The sequence below is a fragment of the Paraburkholderia sp. EG286A genome (assembly GCF_040965375.1).
Taxonomy (GTDB): domain Bacteria; phylum Pseudomonadota; class Gammaproteobacteria; order Burkholderiales; family Burkholderiaceae; genus Paraburkholderia.
The window spans coordinates 513,087-532,277 of sequence record NZ_JBFRCB010000003.1; the positions used below are offsets into that span (position 1 = coordinate 513,087).

The 19,191-nt window shown below is 68.6% G+C and carries 15 protein-coding genes; 7 read left to right on the forward strand and 8 right to left on the reverse strand.

From position 1 onward, the window contains the following. Nucleotides 1-87: 87 nt before the first annotated feature. Complete coding sequence (gene hpnI, locus AB4Y35_RS15090) at nucleotides 88-1,377, reverse strand: bacteriohopanetetrol glucosamine biosynthesis glycosyltransferase HpnI (protein WP_368704931.1); 1,290 nt, start codon at nucleotides 1,375-1,377, stop codon at nucleotides 88-90. 702 nt (nucleotides 1,378-2,079) lie between these two features. On the opposite strand from hpnI, the gene AB4Y35_RS15095 reads away from it, so the two are divergent. Further along, entirely contained in the window at nucleotides 2,080-3,084 is a 1,005-nt protein-coding gene (locus tag AB4Y35_RS15095; RefSeq protein ID WP_368704932.1) for an LLM class flavin-dependent oxidoreductase, read from the forward strand. Nucleotides 3,085-3,108: 24 nt separating this feature from the next. On the opposite strand, the gene AB4Y35_RS15100 is transcribed toward AB4Y35_RS15095, so the two are convergent. Then, nucleotides 3,109-4,218 carry an alpha/beta fold hydrolase gene (locus AB4Y35_RS15100; protein ID WP_368704933.1) on the reverse strand — a complete coding sequence of 370 codons (1,110 nt, stop codon included), beginning with the start codon at nucleotides 4,216-4,218 and terminating at the stop codon, nucleotides 3,109-3,111. 395 nt (nucleotides 4,219-4,613) lie between these two features. On the opposite strand from AB4Y35_RS15100, the gene glgC reads away from it, so the two are divergent. From glgC to AB4Y35_RS15125, 5 genes are all read left to right on the forward strand, one after another. Further along, a complete protein-coding gene (gene glgC, locus AB4Y35_RS15105; RefSeq protein ID WP_368704934.1) occupies nucleotides 4,614-5,879 on the forward strand; it encodes a glucose-1-phosphate adenylyltransferase in 1,266 nt (421 codons plus the stop codon). A 93-nt stretch (nucleotides 5,880-5,972) separates the two neighbouring features. After that, nucleotides 5,973-7,463 (forward strand): glycogen synthase GlgA, encoded by a 1,491-nt coding sequence (glgA, locus tag AB4Y35_RS15110; protein ID WP_368704935.1) that lies wholly within the window; start codon nucleotides 5,973-5,975, stop codon nucleotides 7,461-7,463. A gap of 161 nt (nucleotides 7,464-7,624) precedes the next feature. After that, nucleotides 7,625-8,497, forward strand: a complete 873-nt coding sequence (pdxY, locus tag AB4Y35_RS15115; RefSeq protein WP_368686498.1) for a pyridoxal kinase PdxY — start codon at nucleotides 7,625-7,627, stop codon at nucleotides 8,495-8,497. Nucleotides 8,498-8,598: 101 nt separating this feature from the next. Beyond that, a complete protein-coding gene (locus AB4Y35_RS15120; protein ID WP_368704936.1) occupies nucleotides 8,599-9,060 on the forward strand; it encodes a hypothetical protein in 462 nt (153 codons plus the stop codon). Nucleotides 9,061-9,353: 293 nt separating this feature from the next. Then, nucleotides 9,354-10,568, forward strand: coding sequence for a branched-chain amino acid ABC transporter substrate-binding protein (locus tag AB4Y35_RS15125; protein ID WP_368704937.1), 1,215 nt, complete (start codon nucleotides 9,354-9,356; stop codon nucleotides 10,566-10,568). Nucleotides 10,569-10,575: 7 nt separating this feature from the next. Here the strand turns inward: AB4Y35_RS15125 and AB4Y35_RS15130 are convergent, their stop codons facing one another. The 3 genes from AB4Y35_RS15130 to AB4Y35_RS15140 form a co-directional block, all read right to left on the reverse strand. Next, nucleotides 10,576-12,483, reverse strand: coding sequence for a DUF3857 domain-containing transglutaminase family protein (locus tag AB4Y35_RS15130; RefSeq protein WP_368704938.1), 1,908 nt, complete (start codon nucleotides 12,481-12,483; stop codon nucleotides 10,576-10,578). 76 nt (nucleotides 12,484-12,559) lie between these two features. Beyond that, nucleotides 12,560-13,546 carry a helix-turn-helix domain-containing protein gene (locus AB4Y35_RS15135; protein ID WP_368704939.1) on the reverse strand — a complete coding sequence of 329 codons (987 nt, stop codon included), beginning with the start codon at nucleotides 13,544-13,546 and terminating at the stop codon, nucleotides 12,560-12,562. 102 nt (nucleotides 13,547-13,648) lie between these two features. Continuing rightward, nucleotides 13,649-14,899: an aminotransferase class I/II-fold pyridoxal phosphate-dependent enzyme gene (locus AB4Y35_RS15140; RefSeq protein WP_368704940.1), complete on the reverse strand. Its 1,251-nt coding sequence runs from the start codon at nucleotides 14,897-14,899 to the stop codon at nucleotides 13,649-13,651. 117 nt (nucleotides 14,900-15,016) lie between these two features. On the opposite strand from AB4Y35_RS15140, the gene AB4Y35_RS15145 reads away from it, so the two are divergent. Next, the gene (locus AB4Y35_RS15145; protein ID WP_368704941.1) at nucleotides 15,017-15,895 is read left to right on the forward strand and encodes a LysR substrate-binding domain-containing protein; all 879 of its coding nucleotides are present in this window, start codon (nucleotides 15,017-15,019) and stop codon (nucleotides 15,893-15,895) included. 31 nt (nucleotides 15,896-15,926) lie between these two features. Here the strand turns inward: AB4Y35_RS15145 and AB4Y35_RS15150 are convergent, their stop codons facing one another. The 3 genes from AB4Y35_RS15150 to hutH form a co-directional block, all read right to left on the reverse strand. Further along, nucleotides 15,927-16,577 (reverse strand): hypothetical protein, encoded by a 651-nt coding sequence (locus tag AB4Y35_RS15150; protein WP_368704942.1) that lies wholly within the window; start codon nucleotides 16,575-16,577, stop codon nucleotides 15,927-15,929. Nucleotides 16,578-16,820: 243 nt separating this feature from the next. Continuing rightward, a complete protein-coding gene (gene hutC, locus AB4Y35_RS15155) occupies nucleotides 16,821-17,516 on the reverse strand; it encodes a histidine utilization repressor (RefSeq protein ID WP_368686503.1) in 696 nt (231 codons plus the stop codon). A 49-nt stretch (nucleotides 17,517-17,565) separates the two neighbouring features. Next, nucleotides 17,566-19,101, reverse strand: a complete 1,536-nt coding sequence (gene hutH / locus AB4Y35_RS15160; protein WP_368704943.1) for a histidine ammonia-lyase — start codon at nucleotides 19,099-19,101, stop codon at nucleotides 17,566-17,568. Nucleotides 19,102-19,191: the final 90 nt, after the last annotated feature.

Here is a 19,191-nt window from a genome sequence, read left to right on the forward strand (position 1 = left end):
GCGATGAGTGCTCCGGGTACCCGTACTCTGTCGGGTGATGATTGAGGTGACAATTCGGTAAAGAAGCGCGGTAAAAAAGCGACGCGCTCAGCGAGCGTCCGATCCTTCGACGGCAGGCCGCCGCGTGCTCGCGGGCCTCGCCATGGCGGAATGCGCTTCGGCCTCGGGGTTGGCGACGCTCACGCGCACGCCGCGCCAGATCACGTGCGAGCCGAACGCGGCCGAAAGCCACTGCAGGGCCAGCAGCACGTCGCGCAGCGGCACGAGCGGCAAATCGCGCCAGAACCCGCGCCAGCTTCCGCTCGCTCGCGCGTGCAGTATCAAACGCGCAATGATACCCGCCATCGTGGCCGTGGCGAGCCCGGCCAGCGCCGCGCGCGTCGTCGCGCACGCGCCGATGCCCGCGCCCGCCGCGAGCAGGCCGTAGAACAGCGCGCCCAGCACGAGCCACGGCGTGGGAAACGTAATGAACAGGGAAGCGAAGCCCGCCGGATTCACCGAGCGGATGGTGCGCAGCCAGCGCGTCTCGCGCAGCCAGAGCGAGCCGAAGGTCGGCTCGATCACGTCGGTGGCGACCACCACGGGCGCCAGCACCGTGGCGAGGCCGTGATCGCGCGCATAGCGGGCGAGCAGATAGTCGTCGGCAAGGCAGTCCTTGAGTGCGGCGAAACCGCCGATGCGCTCGAGCGTCGCACGGGAAAGCGCGAGCGTCGCGCCAAAACCGAACGCGCGCGAGCCCGTCGAATGCGCCACGCGCACCGAAGGCGCGAACCACTCGTTGATGAAGAGCGCGCCCACGCGGGGCCAGAAACCGCCGATGCTGCGGGCGCTGTAGAGGCAGGTCACGACGCCCACGTCCGGGTCGGCGAGCGGCGCGGTGACGATCTCGAGATAGTCGGGCTCGACGGCGATATCGCTGTCGGCCACGACGATCGCGTCGTAGCGCGCGCGTGCAGCCAGATTGATGAGGTTGCTCACCTTGAGATTGCTGCCGTGCACGCGCGGATCGATCACGAGCTCGATGTCGTGGCCGGGATACGCCGCCTGCAACCGGCGCACCACGGCAATGGCCGGATCCGCCGGCGAGGACACGCCGAACAGCAACTGAAAGCGCGGATGCCGCTGCTCGCAGAAGGTCGCGAGATTCTCGTAGAGGCGCGGCTCGGCGCCGCACAAGGGCTTGAGCACGCTCACGGGCTGCGGGTGCGCACGGCGCGCGCGGCGCGCGGCTTCGCGCACGAGCGCCGCCGAACCGAGGCGCGGCATCGTCAGCGCGGCGACGAGGCCGTAGAAAGCGGCCACGCCGCACAGCACGACCACGACCCAGACGAGCACGGGCCAGGGCGCCGGGATGGCGAAAACCTGCGACACCGTCATGACGCGCCGCCTTGGCCGGTCACGTGGGCCGAGCCGCGCTCGCCGCGGGCTGCGCGCAAGGCGAGAAGCTCCTGCGGTGCCCCGACCGGAATTCGCGTTTCACCACGTACCATTTCCCTGCCCTGAAAATCCAGAAATAAGCCGCGCATCGTAGCCGCATTACGTATTTGAAGCTGAAAACCGGCCAATGAATGCCGGTTTGCATGATGCGAGGTAATTGAACAAACAACGAATGGAGATAAACCATCGTATGAAACCGTTGGACATGGTCGATCCCCGATTCGACGCCGAAAATTGTATCAGCAAGCTCCGTCAGTTGCTTTCGACGGACGCGGGAAAATGCGTTGCCAAAGTTGTAAAAGCGTAACTATTTCAGCGATAAAACAGCCGCCTTCCAGAGCTTTTCCGCCCCGAAAAAATTCGGTAAGCATCTAGAAATGATTCTTTAATAAATTTGAATTAAAAGTACGTTCTTCGCATTTAAACGGGAGTAGTTCTCGTTAATATTCAAATCGACTGGGTGCAAAAGCAATCAGCCGTTTCTGAACCCACGCGGGCGGCATGGGTTCCCGAAGGCCGCCAGCACGAACGAAAGTGCTTTGGCACAATGGCCGCACCTTGCGACTGCCTTGCGGCCCCGCGTCGGGCAACCGGCGCACAGCACGCGTGTCGCGCTCTCCATACCAGGCCCCACGCTAGCCCATGACCCTCTTCTCCGTACTCGACCTCTCGCCCATCCCGGCAGGCTCCCATGCCGGCGCCGCGCTGCACAACACGCTCGATCTCGCCCGCCACGCCGAGCGCCTCGGCTACCACCGCTTCTGGCTGGCCGAGCATCACAACATGACGGGTATCGCCAGCGCGGCGACTTCGGTGGTGATCGGCTACGTGGCGGGCGGCACGCAGACCATCCGCGTGGGTTCGGGCGGGATCATGCTGCCGAACCACGCGCCGCTCGTGATCGCCGAGCAGTTCGGCACGCTCGAAGCGCTCTACCCCGGCCGCATCGACCTCGGCCTCGGGCGCGCGCCCGGCACCGACCAGACCACGGCGCGCGCGCTGCGCCGCGACCTGCAGGGCAGCGCCGACAGCTTCCCCGACGATGTGGCCGAGCTGCAGCGCTATTTCGCCGCGCCCGTGGAAGGCCAGCGCGTGCGCGCGGTGCCCGGCGCGGGCTTGAACGTGCCGCTCTATATCCTCGGCTCGAGCCTCTATGGCGCCCAGCTTGCGGCGGCCATGGGTCTGCCGTTCGCGTTCGCCTCGCACTTCGCGCCCGACCATCTGCTCACGGCGCTGCGTCTGTACCGCTCGCAGTTCCGTCCATCGGCGGTGCTCGCCAAGCCCCATGCGATGGTCGGCGTGAACGTGTTCGGCGCGCCCACCAACGAAGAAGCGCGCTTTCTCTTCACCTCGCTGCAGCAGCAGTTCGTGAATCTGCGGCGCGGCACGCCGGGGCAGTTGCCGCCGCCGGTCGAGCAGATCGCGGCCAACGAGTTCGAACTCGCCGGCGTGTCGCACTCGCTCGCCTGCTCCGTGGTCGGCGACCAGGAGACCGTGCGCGCGGGCCTCGCCTCGGTGATCGAGCAGACCGGCGCGGACGAGCTCATCGTCACCGCGCAGATCCACGACCACGCGGCGCGCCTGCGTTCGTTCGAGATGGCGGCGCAAGCGCGCGAGGAATTGAAGGAAGCCGCCGCGGGACGCTAATCGCGCCCGCCCTCGACCGCGCCTTTAGTGCGAGGTGTTCAACGCGTCGAGACCCTTGAGCAGCGCGGCATGAAACGCCCGCGGATCCTGCATCTGCGGCGCGTGCCCGAGATCGGCGAACTCCACGAGCGTCGCGTGGGGAATGGCGCGCTGCGCGGCTTTGGCCAGCACCGGATAGTGCCCGAGCTGCGCGCGCACCTCGGGCGGCGCGAGATCCTTGCCGATGGCGGTCGTGTCCTTGTCGCCGATGAGCAAGAGCGTCGGCATCTGCAACTGGCCGAACTCGTAGATCACCGGCTGTGTGTAGATCATGTCGTAGAGCAGTGCCGAATCCCACGCCACCTGCGTCTTGCCCGGCCCGCGATACATGCCCGCCAGCATCTGCACCCACGGCTCGTAGGCCGGGCGCCACTGGCCCGCGTAATAGGTGGCCTGCTCGTAGCGGCGAATGCCGTCGGCGCTCGTCTTGAGCTCGCGCGCGTACCAGTCGTCGACCGAAATCGACGGCACGCCCTTCGCCTTCCAGTCTTCCAGCCCGATCGGGTTCACGAGCACGAGCTGCTCCGTTTCGCGCGGATACATGAGCGCGTAGCGCACCGCCAGCATGCCGCCCGTCGAATGGCCGACGATCGTCGCGTCATGCACGCCGAGCGCCGCGAGCAGCGCATGCGTGTTGCGCGCGAGCTGCTGGAAGCTGAACTGGTACGCGGCGGGCTTGCTCGACTTGCAAAAGCCGATCTGGTCCGGCGCGATCACGCGGTAGCCCGCGGCGTGCAACTCGCGGACGGTGGCGTCCCACGTCGCCGAGCAAAAGTTCTTGCCATGCAGCAGGACCACGGTGCGTCCGTTCGGTTTCGCGGGCTGCACGTCCATGTACGCCATATGCAGCGTTTGGCCCTGCGAAACGAATGCAAAGTCATGCACGGGATGCGGATACTCGAAGCCCTGCAGTTCGGGACCATACGCGGGGCCGTCGGGCGTCTCGATCGCGGCTTGCGCTGACGACGCCGCCGAAGCCGCAGCCCCGCTCGCCTCGGAGTCGGCAGCGAGGGCGACGTGACAGAGCGCGGCCGCACCCAGCGCGGCAACGAAGGGAGCAAGGCGGGCAAGCGAGTGGTTCAGGATGGCTCTCATCGACGGGAGATCGGGCGAAAGGTCGGACAGAAAAACAGGACGGCGAAATGGCGCCGGTACAGCCAGCGATTCTAGCGGTCCCGCCCCACTCATGCCGGCTTTCTCGCCCGGCGAACCTTAGCGGCATGCCGTTTGCTGCTCATCAACGCCTCGCACGAACGCGGCGCGCATGTCCGACCCTGGGCACAGGCAATTCGCGCTACGCTGCATTCGGTGCTAGAACAGTCAATACAGGACGCACGAGACGTCCGCGACGCGAGAGACGCACGCGTGTTGCACCGCGAAACGCGCCGCATCAGGGACACGCGAAGCACGCGAGAGAAGGACCGCACCGGCCCGGGCACGACGAGGCGGGCCGCGGCGGCCGTACCGGGGGGCACAACAAGGAGACGACCATGGAAACTCCGGCAAGCCTCAACGATCTGCAACGCACCACCCTCGCCATCGTGCTCGCTGGCGGCCGCGGCACGCGCTTAGGGCCGCTCACCAACAAGCGCGTGAAGCCGGCCGTGTACTTCGGCGGCAAGTACCGCATCATCGATTTCGCCCTCTCGAACTGCCTGAATTCGGGCATCCGCCGCATTGCGGTCGTCACCCAGTACAAGGCGCACTCGCTCTTGCGCCATCTGCAGCGCGGCTGGGGCTTCCTGCGCGGCGAATTCAACGAGTTCCTCGACCTGTGGCCCGCGCAGCAGCGTGTGGAAGGCGCGCACTGGTACCGGGGCACCGCCGACGCCGTCTACCAGAACCTCGACATCATCCGTTCGATCAGCCCGAAGTACGTGGTGGTGCTGGCCGGCGACCATATCTACAAGATGGACTACACGCGCATGATCGCCGATCATGCCGCGAGCGGCGCCGACTGCACGGTGGGCTGCATCGAGGTGCCGCGCCTGGAAGCGCGCGCGTTCGGCGTGATGGCCGTGGACGAGTCGCGCCGCGTGACCGGCTTCGTCGAAAAGCCCGACGACCCGCCCGCCATGCCCGGCCGCCCCGACATCGCGCTCGCGAGCATGGGCATCTATGTGTTCGACACCAACTACCTCGTCCATCTGCTCGAAGAGAACATTTCGCGCTCGGCCACCGACCACGACTTCGGCAAGGACATCATTCCGCGCGTGGTGAGCGACGGCCACGCCATCGCGCATCCGTTCAGCATGTCCTGCGTGTCGTCGGACCCGGCCGCCGAACCGTACTGGCGCGACGTGGGCACGGTCGACGCCTACTGGTCCGCCAACCTCGACCTCGCCTCGACCATTCCCACACTCGATCTCTACGACCGCAACTGGCCGATCTGGACCTACCAGGAACAGTTGCCGCCCGCCAAGTTCGTGCGCGACCTCAACGGCCTGCAGGGCTCGGGCACCAACCTGATCGTGTGCGGCGGCAGCGTGATCTCGGGTTCGCAGATTTCGCGCTCGGTGCTCTCGTCGAATGTCGTCGTGCAGTCGTTCTGCAACATTGCCGAGGCAGTCTTGTTGCCACAGGTGACGGTGGGCACGAGTTGCCGGCTGCGCAAGGTCGTCGTCGACCGCGGCTGCACGATTCCCAACGGCACCGTGATCGGCGAAGACGCCACGCGCGACGCCGAGCGCTTTTATCGCACCGAGAGCGGCGTCGTGCTCGTCACGGGCGAGGCACTGGCGAAGCTGCCTGGCTAGCCGTGCGCCTCGCGAGGCCGATCCAGCGGATCGGCTTCGCTCACGGGCGCGCCAATCCGCAAGCAACCCGAGCACCGAGAGGACTGACTCCCGATGACCATTCGCGTCCTGCACGTAGCCAGCGAGCTGTATCCGCTCCTGAAGACCGGCGGCCTCGCCGACGTCACCGCCGCCCTGCCCGCCGCGCTGATCGAACAGGGCGCCGACGCCCGTCTGCTGCTGCCGGGCTTCGCGCCCGTGGCGGCGGGGCTCGAGGACCTGCGCCCCGTCGCGCGCCTCGGGCGCACGTTCGGCGCGCCCGAGGCGACGCTGGAACTCGGGCGTCTGCCCGGCAGCGAGCTGGCCGTCTACATGATCCGCGCCGATGCGTTCTACGCGCGCCCCGGCAACCCCTACCTCGACGCCGAACACGTGCCCTACGGCGACAACGCCCAGCGTTTCGCGCTGCTCGGCTGGACCGCCGCGCAGCTCGCGCTGCACCTCGATCCCGACTGGGCGCCCGCCATCGTGCAGGCGCACGACTGGCACGCGGGGCTCGCGCCGGCCTATCTGCGCGCGGCGGCGCGCGAGCGCGGCACGAGCATGGCGCCCGGCGGCGCGCGCTCGATCTTCACGATTCACAACCTCGCATACCAGGGCATCTTTCCCGCACAGCAGTTCGACTCGCTCGGCCTGCCGCGCGACTTCTTCGACATGCACGGGGTGGAATTCTACGGCCAGCTTTCGTTTCTGAAAGCCGGCCTCTATTTCGCCGACAAGATCACGACGGTGAGCCCGACCTACGCACGCGAGATTCAGACCGTCGCCCAGGGCGGCGGCCTCGAGGCGCTGCTGCGCGGACGCACGCACGACCTCGTCGGCATCCTCAATGGCGTGGACTACGCCGTCTGGAATCCGTCGAGCGACGCGGCTATCGCCACGCGCTATTCGGCCACGCGCCAGAGCGGCAAGATGCGCTGCAAGGCGGCGCTGCAGGCGCGCCTGAAGCTCGCGCAGAAGCACGACGCCCCGGTGTTCGGCGTGGTGAGCCGGCTCACCGAGCAAAAGGGCCTCGACCTGCTGCTCGCGGCGCTGCCCGAGATCGTCGCGCGCGGCGGGCAGCTCGTCGTGCTCGGCACCGGCGACCCCAGCCTCGAACAGGGCTACACGCGCGCCGCGCACCAGCATCCCGAATCGGTGGCCGTGGAACTGGGCTTCGACGAGACGCTCGCCCACGAGATCGTCGCGGGCGCCGACGTGATGATGGTCCCCTCGCGCTTCGAGCCGTGCGGCCTCACACAGCTCTATGCGCTTGCTTATGGCGCCCTGCCGCTCGTGCACCGCGTGGGCGGACTCGCCGATACGGTGGTCGACGCCTCGCTGGAAAATCTCGCCGATAGTCTCGCCACCGGCTTCGTGTTCGAGCGCTTCGAGCCCGACGCGCTCACGGCCGCGATCCGCCGCGCCTTCGCGCTCTATGGGCGCAGCCGCGACTGGCGCGAGACGCGCACGCGTGCAATGCAGCAGGACTTCGGCTGGGCGGCGTCGGCGCAACGCTACATGGCGCTCTATCGCGAGCTGGCCGGTCAACACGTCGTGGCCTAGCGCCTGCCCAGGCGCCGTGCTGGCGCTCGCGGCAGGCGCACACGCAACACCGCGCCCACGCATCCATCGACTGGGCGCAGCGAATTCGGTTATCGTTGCTGCACCTGCGCAAAGGCGCGCTGCTCGAAGCGCCGCAAGCGATAACGAAATCTGGACCGGCCATGAAAAACGTTTTGAGCATCCAGTCGCACGTCGTGTTCGGTCACGCGGGCAACAGCGCCGCGGTGTTTCCCATGCGCCGCCTGGGCGTCAATGTCTGGCCGCTCAACACGGTGCAGTTCTCGAATCACACGCAATACGGCCACTGGACCGGCGCCGCCATCGGCTCGGACGAGGTCGTGGATCTCGTCGAAGGCATCGGCGCGATCGGCGTGCTGCCGCGCTGCGATGCGGTGCTGTCGGGCTACCTCGGCACCCCCGAGCAGGCCCAGGCCGTGATCGACGTGGTGCGCGCCGTGAAGGCCGCCAACCCGCAGGCGCGCTACTTTTGCGACCCGGTGATGGGCACGCTCAACGCCGAGAACGGCTGCCGCGTCGAGCCCGGCATCCAGGAGTTCCTCGTGCGCAACATGCCCGAGGTCGCCGACGCGATGATCCCCAATCACATCGAGCTGCAACGGCTCGTGGGCCGCGAGATCGAGACCGCGGAAGAAGGCGTGCTCGCGTGCCGCGAACTGTTGCGCCGCGGCCCGAAGCTGGTCCTCGTGAAGCATCTGCTCGACCGCAACAGCCCTGCCGACCGCTTCAACATGCTCGTCGTGACCGAGCATGAAGCGTGGCTCGGCCAGCGCCCGCTCTACCCGTTCGCGCGCCAGCCCGTGGGCGTGGGCGACGTGACGAGCGCGGTGTTCGTCGCGCGCCTGATGCTCGGCGACTCGCTGCGCCGCGCGTTCGAACACACGCTCGCGGCCGTGAACGCCGTGGTGAAGGCGACTTACGACGCAGGCCGCTACGAACTGGAAATCGTCGCGGCGCAAGACCAGATCGCGCGCCCGCGCGAATGGTTCGACGCCTGGGCGGTGGAAGCTGCCTAAACTGAAGAGGTGCGCGCGCGGCCTATAATGCCGTCCGCATGACTTGCGGCGGCCAGACACAGCGCACCGCCGCGGCGCCCACCGTCTTTAGAGAATGACCGATGTCCGATTCAATCCGTAGCGAACAGGAAGAGTATTTCGAGCAGCTTTGCCTCGCCGTCGACGCCGGCGAGACCCACGAGCAGGAAGCCATCGAATACTTCGAGGAACAAAGCCACGAGAGCGATTTCGATCCCGCCGTGTGGCTCGACATCGCGCTTTACCATGCGCCCGACGTCGCACGCGGCATCATCGACTTCGTCGACGAGAGCGACCGCCAACGCAGCGACATCGCCCAGACCATTGCCGACACGCTCGACATCTCGTACGGCGACGACGAATGCGAACGCTTCGAAGCGACGATTCGCCTTGCGCTCGCCAACGGCGTTCCCGTCGATCTCGACGTGGTGCTCGACGGCTGCAACCGCGCGCTCGACGACCTCGAAGGATGGGCGAGCGCCGACACCATGGCGCCGCTCGTGCACCTGCGCGACGCGCTCTTCGAACTGCAAAGGGGCGAGTAGCCCACCCGCGCGACACGGCGTGAGCGATTGACCCGGCGGCCTGCTATATTGCTCGCCATCCGCCGCCTCACGAAGGCGCGCGCCCAGCCGGCGCACATGGGGACCCGGCTGAGCCACCCCACCCACGCGCGCAGCCGTCGCACAGCCCGTCCCGGCAAGCCGCAGTCGCAAACCGCAAGACGCAAGACCTGAAAACGAGACGCCCAGCCTCCGCGCCACGCCGGCGCGCGGCGCGGCGTACCCGGACAAAACGCACACAAGAACACCGCGCCGCTGTCGCGCAAGGAGTCACCATGAGTCTCGCTGCCGCGCCTGGAACCACTAGCGCCTGCGCATTCGCCCAGCCGTACCGTGCGTGCCGCAAGCTTGCGGCCGGGCTCCTGATCGGCGCGCTGGCTACCGTCGGGACGCTCGGCGCGAGCCGCAGCGCCCTGGCCGCCGGCCCGCTCGACGTGCGCATCGGCTTCGTCTCGCCGCTCTCGGGCGACTACGCCAATTACGGCCGCGATCTGCAAAACGGCGTGCAGCTCGCCCTCGACGATGCGAACGCGCAAAACCTCAAGATCGGCGAGCAGACGGCGCACTTCGAACTGGTCCCCATCGACGACCGCAGCGACCCGCGCCTCGGCGTGCAGGCCGCCGCGACGCTGGCGAATCAGGGGGTCAACGCCGTGGTCGGCCACTTCAATTCGGGCTCGGCCATTCCCGCCTCGCGCATCTACGAGAGCGCCGGCATTCCGATGATCAGCCCCGCGGCCACCAATCCCGTCATCACGTCGCAAGGCTTCGCCAACACCTTCATGGTGATTGCAAACGACGCGCAGAACGCAGGCATCGCCGGCGCGTGGGCCGTGGACGTGATGAAGGCCAAACGCGTGGCCATCATCGACGACCGCACCGCCTTCGGTCAGGGCGAAGCCGACGTGTTCGAGCACGCGGTGCGCGAGCATGGCGGCAACGTGGTGGCGCGCGAGTTCGCGGAAAGCATCGCGAGCGACTTCGGCCCGCAGCTCGCGAAAATCAAGGCCGCCGATGCCGATCTGCTCTACTTCGGCGGCCTCGCGCACCAGGGCGCGGCGCTCGCGAAGCAGATGAAGGCGCGCAGCATGAACGCGCAGTTCGTGGGCGGCGGCGGCGTGGCGAACGCCGACTTCACCCAGGCCGCGGGCGCAGCCGCCGAAGGCGCGATGGCCTGGGAGTACGGCCGCCCGCTCGCGCAGCTGCCGGAGGGCCCGCGTTTCGAGCAGGCTTTCAAAGCCCGCTTCGGCGCCAACGTGCTCGCCTACGCGCCGTTCGGCTACGACGCGGCGTGGGCCGCGATCCACGCGATGGTCAATGCGAAATCGGCGCAGCCCGAGGTTTACCGCAGCGCGCTCAAGGCGCTCGCCTTCGACGGCGTGACGGGCCGCATCGCCTTCGAGCCGGACGGCTCGCTCAAGAACGGCGCCTCCACGCTCTGGCAGGTGAAGAAAGGCGTGTGGGTGCCGGTGACGACGCGCGGCGGCTGAGCCCCGCTCACGGTTGCTGCGGCGCGCTCGCCGCCCGCACGACGATCTGCGCGTGCGTGTCGCGCTCGATGCGCACGAGCGCGTCGCGCATCTGCGCGAATTCGTCGGCCGCGCACATCTGGTGACCAAAACGCGCCGCCAGCCGCCGCTCGATCTGCAGCGTGCGCGAGCGCGCGTCGAACACGTAGTGCGACGTGTAGTCGAGAAACGCGTCGCTCACCTGCGTGTCTTGCGGCACATCGGTCACGCGCGCAAACGCGGGCAGCGCGATCTGCGCGCTCTCCGTAAATTCCCCGCCGATGCACGCCCAGGGCTGTGTGCGGCGCGGCTGCGCGAGCCAGCTGTCGATCTGCGTGGCAATGCCGCCCGTGAAGCTGCTCGTGGTGGGGATTGCCGTCGTGCCGTCGCGCCAGACCAGATGATCGAGCGTGCCTTCCATCGTCACCGAAAACGGTCCGTCGGTTGCCTCGGTCGGGCCCGTGCTCACGTGCGCGGTGCCGGCGAGTCCGGTGAGCCGCAGGCGCTGCGCCGCGAGTTGCTGCGCCTGCGCGTGTGTCGCGCGGCGAAACGAGTTGCGCTCGGGCTCCGCGCCCGCGCCTTCGTCTTGCACGTAGTAGCTGTAGGCAGCGTCGCCGGTCGCGCCCACCTCGAGCGACAGGCGCGCCGTGCGCTCGCGCCGCTCGGTTGCGGGCGTACGCGAAAGCACGCCGTCGTCGACGAGCAGCACGGGCCGGTCCATCACGCCCGGCGGCAGGTAGCCGAACGCGTAGCCGCCCGAGGAGGTGTCCGCATACACGCCGAGGTCGGGCAGCCACGCGATCGCATGGTTGATCGCATGCGCGCCATAGCCCGGCACGTCGGGCAGCGTATAGACGGGGCCGAGATTGAGCAGCACGGGCTCGGCGCGTATGCCCACCGCCGCGAGCAGCGCGCTGAAGAGCGCCACGTGGTCCTTGCAGTCGCCGTAGCGGTTGCGCAGGATGTCGGTCGCGCGATGCGGCACGGCCGCGGTCTCGCCAAGAAACAGTGCGACGTAGCGGATATTGAAGCGCATCCAGTCGTAAATGCGGCGCGCCTTGTCGCGCGGGTCGCTCACGCCCGCCGTGAGCGCCTGCGCGAGCGCTGCGATGGCCGGATCGGTCGAGGTGGGATCGGCGGCGGCATCGCGATAGCGCGCGGCGAACGCGGCGAAGTCGGGCACCGCCGACACCATCAGCCGGTCGCCCCAGTTCACGTACGCCACCGCCCCCGCTTCGAGCGGCGCATAGGGGCCGTGCCGGTAGTCGAACGCGTAGCGGGTACGGCCGTTCGCCGTCTCGGGGGCGAGCGCCGTGTAGCCGCGCGCGTCGGCGTGGAGCGGCACGTCGGCGGGCAAATCGAAGATGAGGCGCTGGAACTCCACCGGTTCGCCGGTCGGCTCGACGAAGTACGAGAACGTGCCCGCGTCGAGCGCCTTCGCGCGGCGTTTGGCGAAATGCAGATGCACGCGCGACCCGACCTGGACGCCCGGAAAGATCACCGTGCGCAGCACGCCGTCCTCGAACGTGGGCGCGCCCGCCGAGCGCGGCTCCTGCACGTCGCGGATGCCGCTCGCGCCGACCGCGTGCGCGCTGCCGTCCGGATCGATGGTCTCGGCCGAGAGCTGGGTAATCGTTTCGATATCCTTATTGAACCAGACATAGCGCTGGGCGATCTCGTCCACGCCGGCGGTGGTGTTGGCGCGCAGCACGGTGTCGTCGTCCTCGACGACCGAGCCGTCCCGCTGCACGACGAAGAGATGGACGTCGCGCTCGAGCGTGTACGGCGGAACGTCGGTTTGCGCAGCGCGATCGGCCGGCTCGACGCGCGCCGCGCTGTCGGGGCTTCGGTCGCTCGCCTGGGCGCGGGCAGGGCCGCTCGCGATCGTCAGAATCAACGCGAGGCTCAACGCAAGGCACGACGCGACGCACCGGGCGCCGCGCCTGATCCCCTCGCCTCGCGTCATGGGCGTCTCAGGCGCGCGCCGCCGCTTGCGCGGCGTTCGGCCATGACGTCCGCGCGAGATGGCGCTCGCGCTGCGCGGCACGCCATGCACGGGGACTCGCGCCGAACTCCGTGCGAAACGCCGCGTTGAAGTTCGACAGATCGTTGAAGCCGCTCGCAAACGCAACGTCGACGATCTTCGTTTCGTCGTCGTCGGCAAGACGCAGTGCGGCGGCGCGCAATCGCGCGCGCAGCAGATATTGATGCGGGGTCACGCCGGCCACCGCCGCGAAGGTGCGCAGAAAATAGAACTCACTCACGCCCGCCGCGCTCGCGAGGCTGGCGAGCGTATGCGCATCGTCGGGCGTTTCGTCGATCAGGCGCAGCGTCGCCACCACGCGTGCCGCCGCGGCGGCGCCCGGCGTGGCAGGGGTGGCCGCGTCCTTGCCGCTCGCGACCACCCGCAAGGTCGTGAGCGCCAGTTTCAGCGCAATTTCAGCCCAGGCGGCGGCGCCCAGTCCGGGCGCGTGGCCCCGCTCCTGCGCGAGCGCGTCGGCGCAAGCGTGCGCCACGAGCGGCGCGAGCGCGCGCACCGGCGGCACCCGCGCGGCTCGCCAGCGGCGCGCGCCAGGCGCGAAGCCCGCGGCCGCGGCCTGCTCGTCGAGCCAGGCGGGGTCGTAATGGAACGAGAGGCAGCGGTCGCCCGCCGCGTGACGGTGGCCGCATTCGAAGCAGGCGCCGGTTTCCCCGAGCATGAGCGCGCCGGGCGTCATCAGCGCGCGCGCGTTGCCGCTGCGGTAGCCGAACACGCCGGCCGCCACGACGGCGAGGCACGCGCTCGTGTGGCGCTCCTCGTAGGGCCGGTCGCCAGGACCGAGCGTGCAGACGACGTCGTCGACCGACCAGCCGGCGCCCGCCGCGAGCGGGCGCGCCGTGGGCGCACGGCCGCTATCGGCGCGGCCTTCGCGCTCGCGCTGGGCGAGCGCGCGTTGCAATGAAACGGCGAGACCTTGCACGGCAACCTCGCGTGAAGTTGGCAACGTTCGTTGGCTACGTTCGTGGGCTACGTCTGCCGTTGTAACACATCGCCGCGCGCGCCGCCGGACCCGCCCCGGCCGCTATCCCCGCCGTTCTTCGATGGCGCGCAGCAGCGACAGGGCGATGCCCTCGGCGGCAAGGCGCACCTCATCGAGCGCCGGAAACGACGGTGCAATCCGCAGATGGCTGTCGTGCGGATCGACGCCATACGGGAACGCCGCGCCCGCGGGCGTGAGGACGAGTCCCGCCGCCGCCGCGAGTTCGACCGTGCGGCGCGCGCAACCCTCGGGCGCATAAAGGCTGATGAAATAGCCGCCGCGCGGCACGTTCCAGATCACGCCGGGCAGGCCGGCGAGGCGCGCGCGGAACACCGCGTCGACCGCATCGAACTTCGGCTTGAGCAGCGCGCGATGGCGCGCCATCAACGCGGTGAGCGTCGCGCGGTCGCGCAGAAAGCGCACGTGGCGCAACTGGTTGAGCTTGTCCGGCCCGATCGTGCGCACGGCCGAGTGCTTCTGCCACCAGGCGACGTTGCGCGGCGCGGCGGCGAGCCACGCGAACGCGCCGCCGCCGAACGTCACCTTCGAGAACGACGCGAACATCAAGGCGCGCTCTGCGTGGCCCGCCGCCGCGCAGGCCTCGAATACGTCGAGCGTCGTGTGCGCTTCGTCGCTGAGGTGGTGGAAGCGGTAGGCGTCGTCCCAGAAGAGTCGGAAGTCGGGCGCGGCGGGCATCGCGGCCAGACGCCGGATCACCTCGTCGGACCAGATCGCGCCCGTCGGGTTGCTGTAGAGCGGCACGCACCACATGCCCCTGATCGATGGATCGTCGCGCATGAGCGCTTCCACGCGGTCCATGTCGGGGCCGTCTTCGCGCATCGGCACGGCGATCATGCGCACGCCCAGTGCCTCGCAGATCGCGAAGTGGCGGTCGTAGCCCGGCGCCGGGCAGAGGAACGCGATCTCGCCCTGCGCCCGCCACGGCGCGCCCACCTCCGCGCCCTCGCCCACCGGCACGCCGTGCAGCAGCGCGAAGGTCAGCGCGTCATGCATCAGTTCGAGGCTCGAATTGCCCGCCGCGATCACCTGGGCGGCCGGCACGCCGAGCAGCCCGGCGCCCAACTCGCGCGCCTCGGGCAGGCCGCTCGCCAGACCGTAGTTGCGGCAGTCGAAGCCGTCGCGCGCGAGATAGCCGGCCTGCCCGGCTTCGTCGATGAGCGCCTGCGAGAGGTCGAGCTGTTCGGGCGAAGGCTTGCCGCGCGACATGTCGAGCCGCATCTGCAGTTGCTGGAATCGTTCGTAGGTCAAATCGACGGGCGGCGACATCAACATGGGCTTCTCCGGAGGCGAAGAACAACGCGAAGGGTCGGTACGGCCCCAGTATCGGCGCGTCCCCGCGTTCAGACAAACGCGTTATATTGAAGCCTTCGATCAATTTTTCTTATACCAATGAAGACCCTCGACCTCGACGTGCTCGCCATGGTGGTGGCCGTCGCCGACGCCGGCAGCTTCGTGCGCGGCGCCGCGCTCGTGCATCGCTCGCAGGCCGCGCTCAGCATGCAGATCCGCGCGCTCGAGGAGTCCATCGGCAAGCCGCTGTTCATCCGCGCGCCGCGCAGCGTCACGCCCACGCCCGACGGCCAGACGCTGATCGCCTACGCGCGGCGCATGCTCGCGTTGCGCGACGAAGCGTGGGCCTCGCTCGCGCACCCGGAGGTGACGGGGCGCGTGTCGATCGGCGTGCCCGACGACTACGCGTCCTCGCTCATGCCGCCGGTGCTGCGCAAGTTCTCGGCGAACTGGCCAAAGGTGGAGATCCAGGTGATCGGGCTGCCGAGCAGCGCACTCCTGCCGCTCCTGAAGGACAACAAGATCGACCTCGCCTGCATCACGCGCACGCGCGGGTTGGCGGGCGAGTTCATCCGCTTCGAGCCGATGGTGTGGGCCGCGCCCCCCGCGGCGGTGAGCGCGGCGAGCGGGCGCGAGATCTGGCGCGAGCGTCCGTTGCCGGTCGCCCTCTTCGGCGGCGGCAGCGTCGCGCATACGAATGCGATCCAGGCGCTGGAGCGCGCGAAGATCGCCTATCGCACATCGTATGAAAGCCCGAGTCTGATGGGCCTGTGCAGCATGGTGGCCGCGGGGCTCGCCATCGCGCCGCTCGCGCGCTGCGCGGTGCGCGAGACGTTCGTCACGCTCGGCCGCCAGCACGGCCTGCCGGCACTCCCCGAGCTCGAAGTGGTGCTCGCGCGCAGCGCGCGCTCGAACCGACCGCCGTGCGACTTTCTCGCCGACCAGATCCTCGCGGAACTGCGCGTCCAGGAGCGATGATCTTCCGACGATGATTCGGGCAACGAATCAGTCAGTCGTCACCCAGCCGCGACAGCAGCGCGTAGAGGCGCGAGACGTGCCGCAGCAGCATTTCGCGATGCTTCTCGATCTGCTCGAGGCGGCCTTCGAGATCGGCGCGCACGCGTTCGTCGGGGTCGGCGTAGTTGATCACGTCTTCGATACGCGAGCGCAGCACCGCCGGCTCGACCGGCGGCACGCTCAGGTAGCGCTCGAGCTTGCGCACGTCCTGCGCGGCGAGATCGCGGATCTTGCGCGTGCCCGCGAGACGCCGGTGCGCCTCGGGCGTCGCCGGCGCTTCCTCGCGCTTCGCGCCCTGGCCGAAGATCGGCTCCACGCGCAGCACGGGCGCCTTGCGCACCGGATGCGCGGTGCCGCGAAAGCGCGCGCGCGGCGTCTCGCTCGCGATCGCTTCGCGCGTCTCGTCGGGCACGTCGGCGCTATCGTGCTTCACGTCCATCCAGCCTTCGGGCAGGCCCGTGACGGCTTCCACGCCGCGCACGAACTCCGCGCTGAAGTCGCGCTGGCCCGACACGATCAGCTTCATGTAGCTCGCGGAAAACGTCATCATGCGCGCGAGCCGGGTGGCGGACCCGACCTCGCGCGTGAGCAGCGCCAGATTGGCCCGCCACATCGGCATGAGCGTGGCGTTGGCATCGTCCATTGCGGAGCTCCTCCTTCGTTCGCGTCATCTGCCAATGATACGGGCTGCGGCGCACCATGCGCGCTTTCGCTGGCCGTCTGACCCCATCCGCGCAACGTTGTTGGCACTTAGTTGGCGACCTTGGTCAGCCATCCGTAAAGCGAGCAAGACGCATGCCGATGACGGCCAGAGAGGCACAGAAAATGACTGAGGAAATCGCGGCGAGCGGCGCGAAGGGACCGGGGCGGCCCGACCTGGATGGCCTTAGAAATGCCCGGTGAAGCGGTAACGGCTGCCCGGATGCCAGAGATTGGCGACCGACGCGACGAGCCCGCGCGAGCGGGTGCGCCGATGCAGCACGAGGCACGGCTCGGCCTCGCCCATGGCGAGGTGGACGCGCGTCTGCGCCTCGGGGGCGAGCGCCTCGATGCGGTACTCGACGCCCTGCAGCGGCGCGACATGCACGAGGTACTGGTTCGGCGTGATGTGCGTGAAGTCCTGCGCCGCGTAATCGGGCGCGACGGCGGGATTGACCCAGCGCTCTTCGAGCTGCACGGGCTCGTCGTTCTCGAAGTGGAGCACGCGCGAGTTGAACACCTGATCGTTCGCGGCGAGCCCCATTTCGACGGCGAGCGCCTCGTCGGCGCGATGCACGCCGATCTCGAGCACCTCGGCGCGGTAGCGGTGCCCGCGCGCGAGGATTTCGTCGGAGATGCTGCGAATGGCGACGAGCGTCGATTCGTACTTGGGCCGCGCGACGAAGGTGCCCGCGCCCTGCACGCGCGTGAGCACCTGTTCCGCGGTGAGTTCGCGCAACGCCCGGTTCACGGTCATGCGCGCGACCTTGAACTCGCGCGCCAGTTCGTTCTCCGAAGGCACCTGGTCGCCCTCGCTCCACTCACCGGCGTGAATGCGCGCGAGGATGAAGTCCTTGATGCCCTGGTATGCGGGAGCGTTCATCGCGTTGGCCCGTGCTTTGGCTTGGCGCCTGTTTGCGCGTGGTTGCGTGTTATTGCGCCTCGGATTCGAACGCGAACGGGCTGTGCGAAGCGATCGCACCGTTCTGCACGAGACGCGTGATCGCTTCGATATCCGGCGCGAAGTAGCGATCGAGGTCGTAATGCGGCACCTCGGCGCGCACCGACTGCATCACGTGCGCGAGCGCCGGGCTCGTGTGGTGCGGCGCGCGCAGGTCCACACCCTGGGCGGCGGCGAGCAGTTCGATCGCGAGGATGTTGGCCGTGTTGTCGGCGATATCGGCGAGCTTGCGCGCGGCGAACGTCGCCATCGACACGTGGTCTTCCTGGTTTGCCGAAGTCGGCAGCGAATCGACCGAGGCCGGATGCGCGAGCGTCTTGTTTTCCGACGCCAGGGCAGCCGCCGTAACGTGCGCGATCATGAAGCCCGAGTTCACGCCGCCGTCCTTCACGAGGAAAGGCGGCAGGCCCGAAAGCGTCGCGTCGATGAGCAGCGCGATGCGGCGCTCGGCCAGTGCGCCGATTTCGGCCGCGGCCAGCGCGAGATTGTCGGCGGCGAAGGCCACCGGTTCCGCGTGGAAGTTGCCGCCCGAGAGCACTTCATTCGTTTCCGGGAAGATCAGCGGATTGTCCGACACCGCGTTCGCCTCGATGAGCAGCACCTGCGCCGCGTGGCGCATCTGGTCCAGACACGCGCCCATCACCTGCGGCTGGCAGCGCAGCGAATACGGGTCCTGGACCTTGCCGCAGTCGCGGTGCGAGAGGTTGATCGCCGAGCCTTCGAGCAGCGTGCGATAGGCCGCGGCCGCCTCGATCTGGCCGCGATGGCCGCGCAGTTCGTGAATGCGCGCGTCGAACGGTTTCACCGAACCGGCCGCGGCGTCCACGCTGAGCGCGCCCGAGACGAGCGCCGTGCGGTAGAGGTCCTCGATCGCGAACATGTTGTAGAGCGCAAGCGCGGCGGAAGCCTGCGTGCCGTTGAGCAGCGCGAGACCTTCCTTCGCCTGCAGCGCGAGCGGCTTGAGGCCCGCAGCCGCGAGACCCGCTTCGGCGCTGGCGCGCTCTCCGCGGATGAACACCTCGCCGATGCCGAGCAGCACCGCCGACATATGCGCGAGCGGCGCGAGGTCGCCCGAGGCGCCCACCGAGCCCTTCACGGGAATGAGCGGCAGCACGTCGGCGTTGAACAGCGCGATGAGCGCGACCATCACTTCGCGGCGGATGCCCGAATAGCCGCGGCCGAGGCTCGACAGCTTCAGCGCCATGAGCAGACGTACGACCGGACGCGACATCGGCTCGCCCACGCCCACGGCGTGCGAGAGCACCAGATTGCGCTGCAGCAGTTCGAGCTGGTCGCTCGGGATATGCGTGCTCGCCAGACGCCCGAAGCCCGTATTGATGCCGTAGGCGGGCTCGCCCTTCGCCGTGATCTCGGCAACGGCGCGTGCGCCTGCGTCGATGGCGGCGAAGCTGGCCGGATCGAGCTCGAGCCGCACTGCCTCGCGCGCGATCTGGCGCAGTTGGGGCAGGGTCAGATGGCCGGGCGTGAGGCGAAGGGTCGGGAGCATGGTCGAATCCTGTCTATACAAGTCGCGAAAGTGGCCGAAGTCTAGCCTGGCGCGCCTGTCTATACAACTCCCCTTTGCGGCCCGTGTAGC

Bases quoted from the DNA above. Each gene is read 5' to 3' on its own strand.
- hutC (WP_368686503.1), bottom strand. From the start codon at position 17,516: ATGAACGCTCCCGCATACCAGGGCATCAAGGACTTCATCCTCGCGCGC.
- AB4Y35_RS15095 (WP_368704932.1), top strand. From the start codon at position 2,080: ATGACCCTCTTCTCCGTACTCGACCTCTCGCCCATCCCGGCAGGCTCC.
- pdxY (WP_368686498.1), top strand. From the start codon at position 7,625: ATGAAAAACGTTTTGAGCATCCAGTCGCACGTCGTGTTCGGTCACGCG.
- AB4Y35_RS15145 (WP_368704941.1), top strand. From the start codon at position 15,017: ATGAAGACCCTCGACCTCGACGTGCTCGCCATGGTGGTGGCCGTCGCC.
- AB4Y35_RS15125 (WP_368704937.1), top strand. From the start codon at position 9,354: ATGAGTCTCGCTGCCGCGCCTGGAACCACTAGCGCCTGCGCATTCGCC.
- glgA (WP_368704935.1), top strand. From the start codon at position 5,973: ATGACCATTCGCGTCCTGCACGTAGCCAGCGAGCTGTATCCGCTCCTG.
- AB4Y35_RS15140 (WP_368704940.1), bottom strand. From the start codon at position 14,899: ATGTTGATGTCGCCGCCCGTCGATTTGACCTACGAACGATTCCAGCAA.
- hpnI (WP_368704931.1), bottom strand. From the start codon at position 1,377: ATGACGGTGTCGCAGGTTTTCGCCATCCCGGCGCCCTGGCCCGTGCTC.
- glgC (WP_368704934.1), top strand. From the start codon at position 4,614: ATGGAAACTCCGGCAAGCCTCAACGATCTGCAACGCACCACCCTCGCC.
- AB4Y35_RS15120 (WP_368704936.1), top strand. From the start codon at position 8,599: ATGTCCGATTCAATCCGTAGCGAACAGGAAGAGTATTTCGAGCAGCTT.
- hutH (WP_368704943.1), bottom strand. From the start codon at position 19,101: ATGCTCCCGACCCTTCGCCTCACGCCCGGCCATCTGACCCTGCCCCAA.
- AB4Y35_RS15100 (WP_368704933.1), bottom strand. From the start codon at position 4,218: ATGAGAGCCATCCTGAACCACTCGCTTGCCCGCCTTGCTCCCTTCGTT.
- AB4Y35_RS15150 (WP_368704942.1), bottom strand. From the start codon at position 16,577: ATGGACGATGCCAACGCCACGCTCATGCCGATGTGGCGGGCCAATCTG.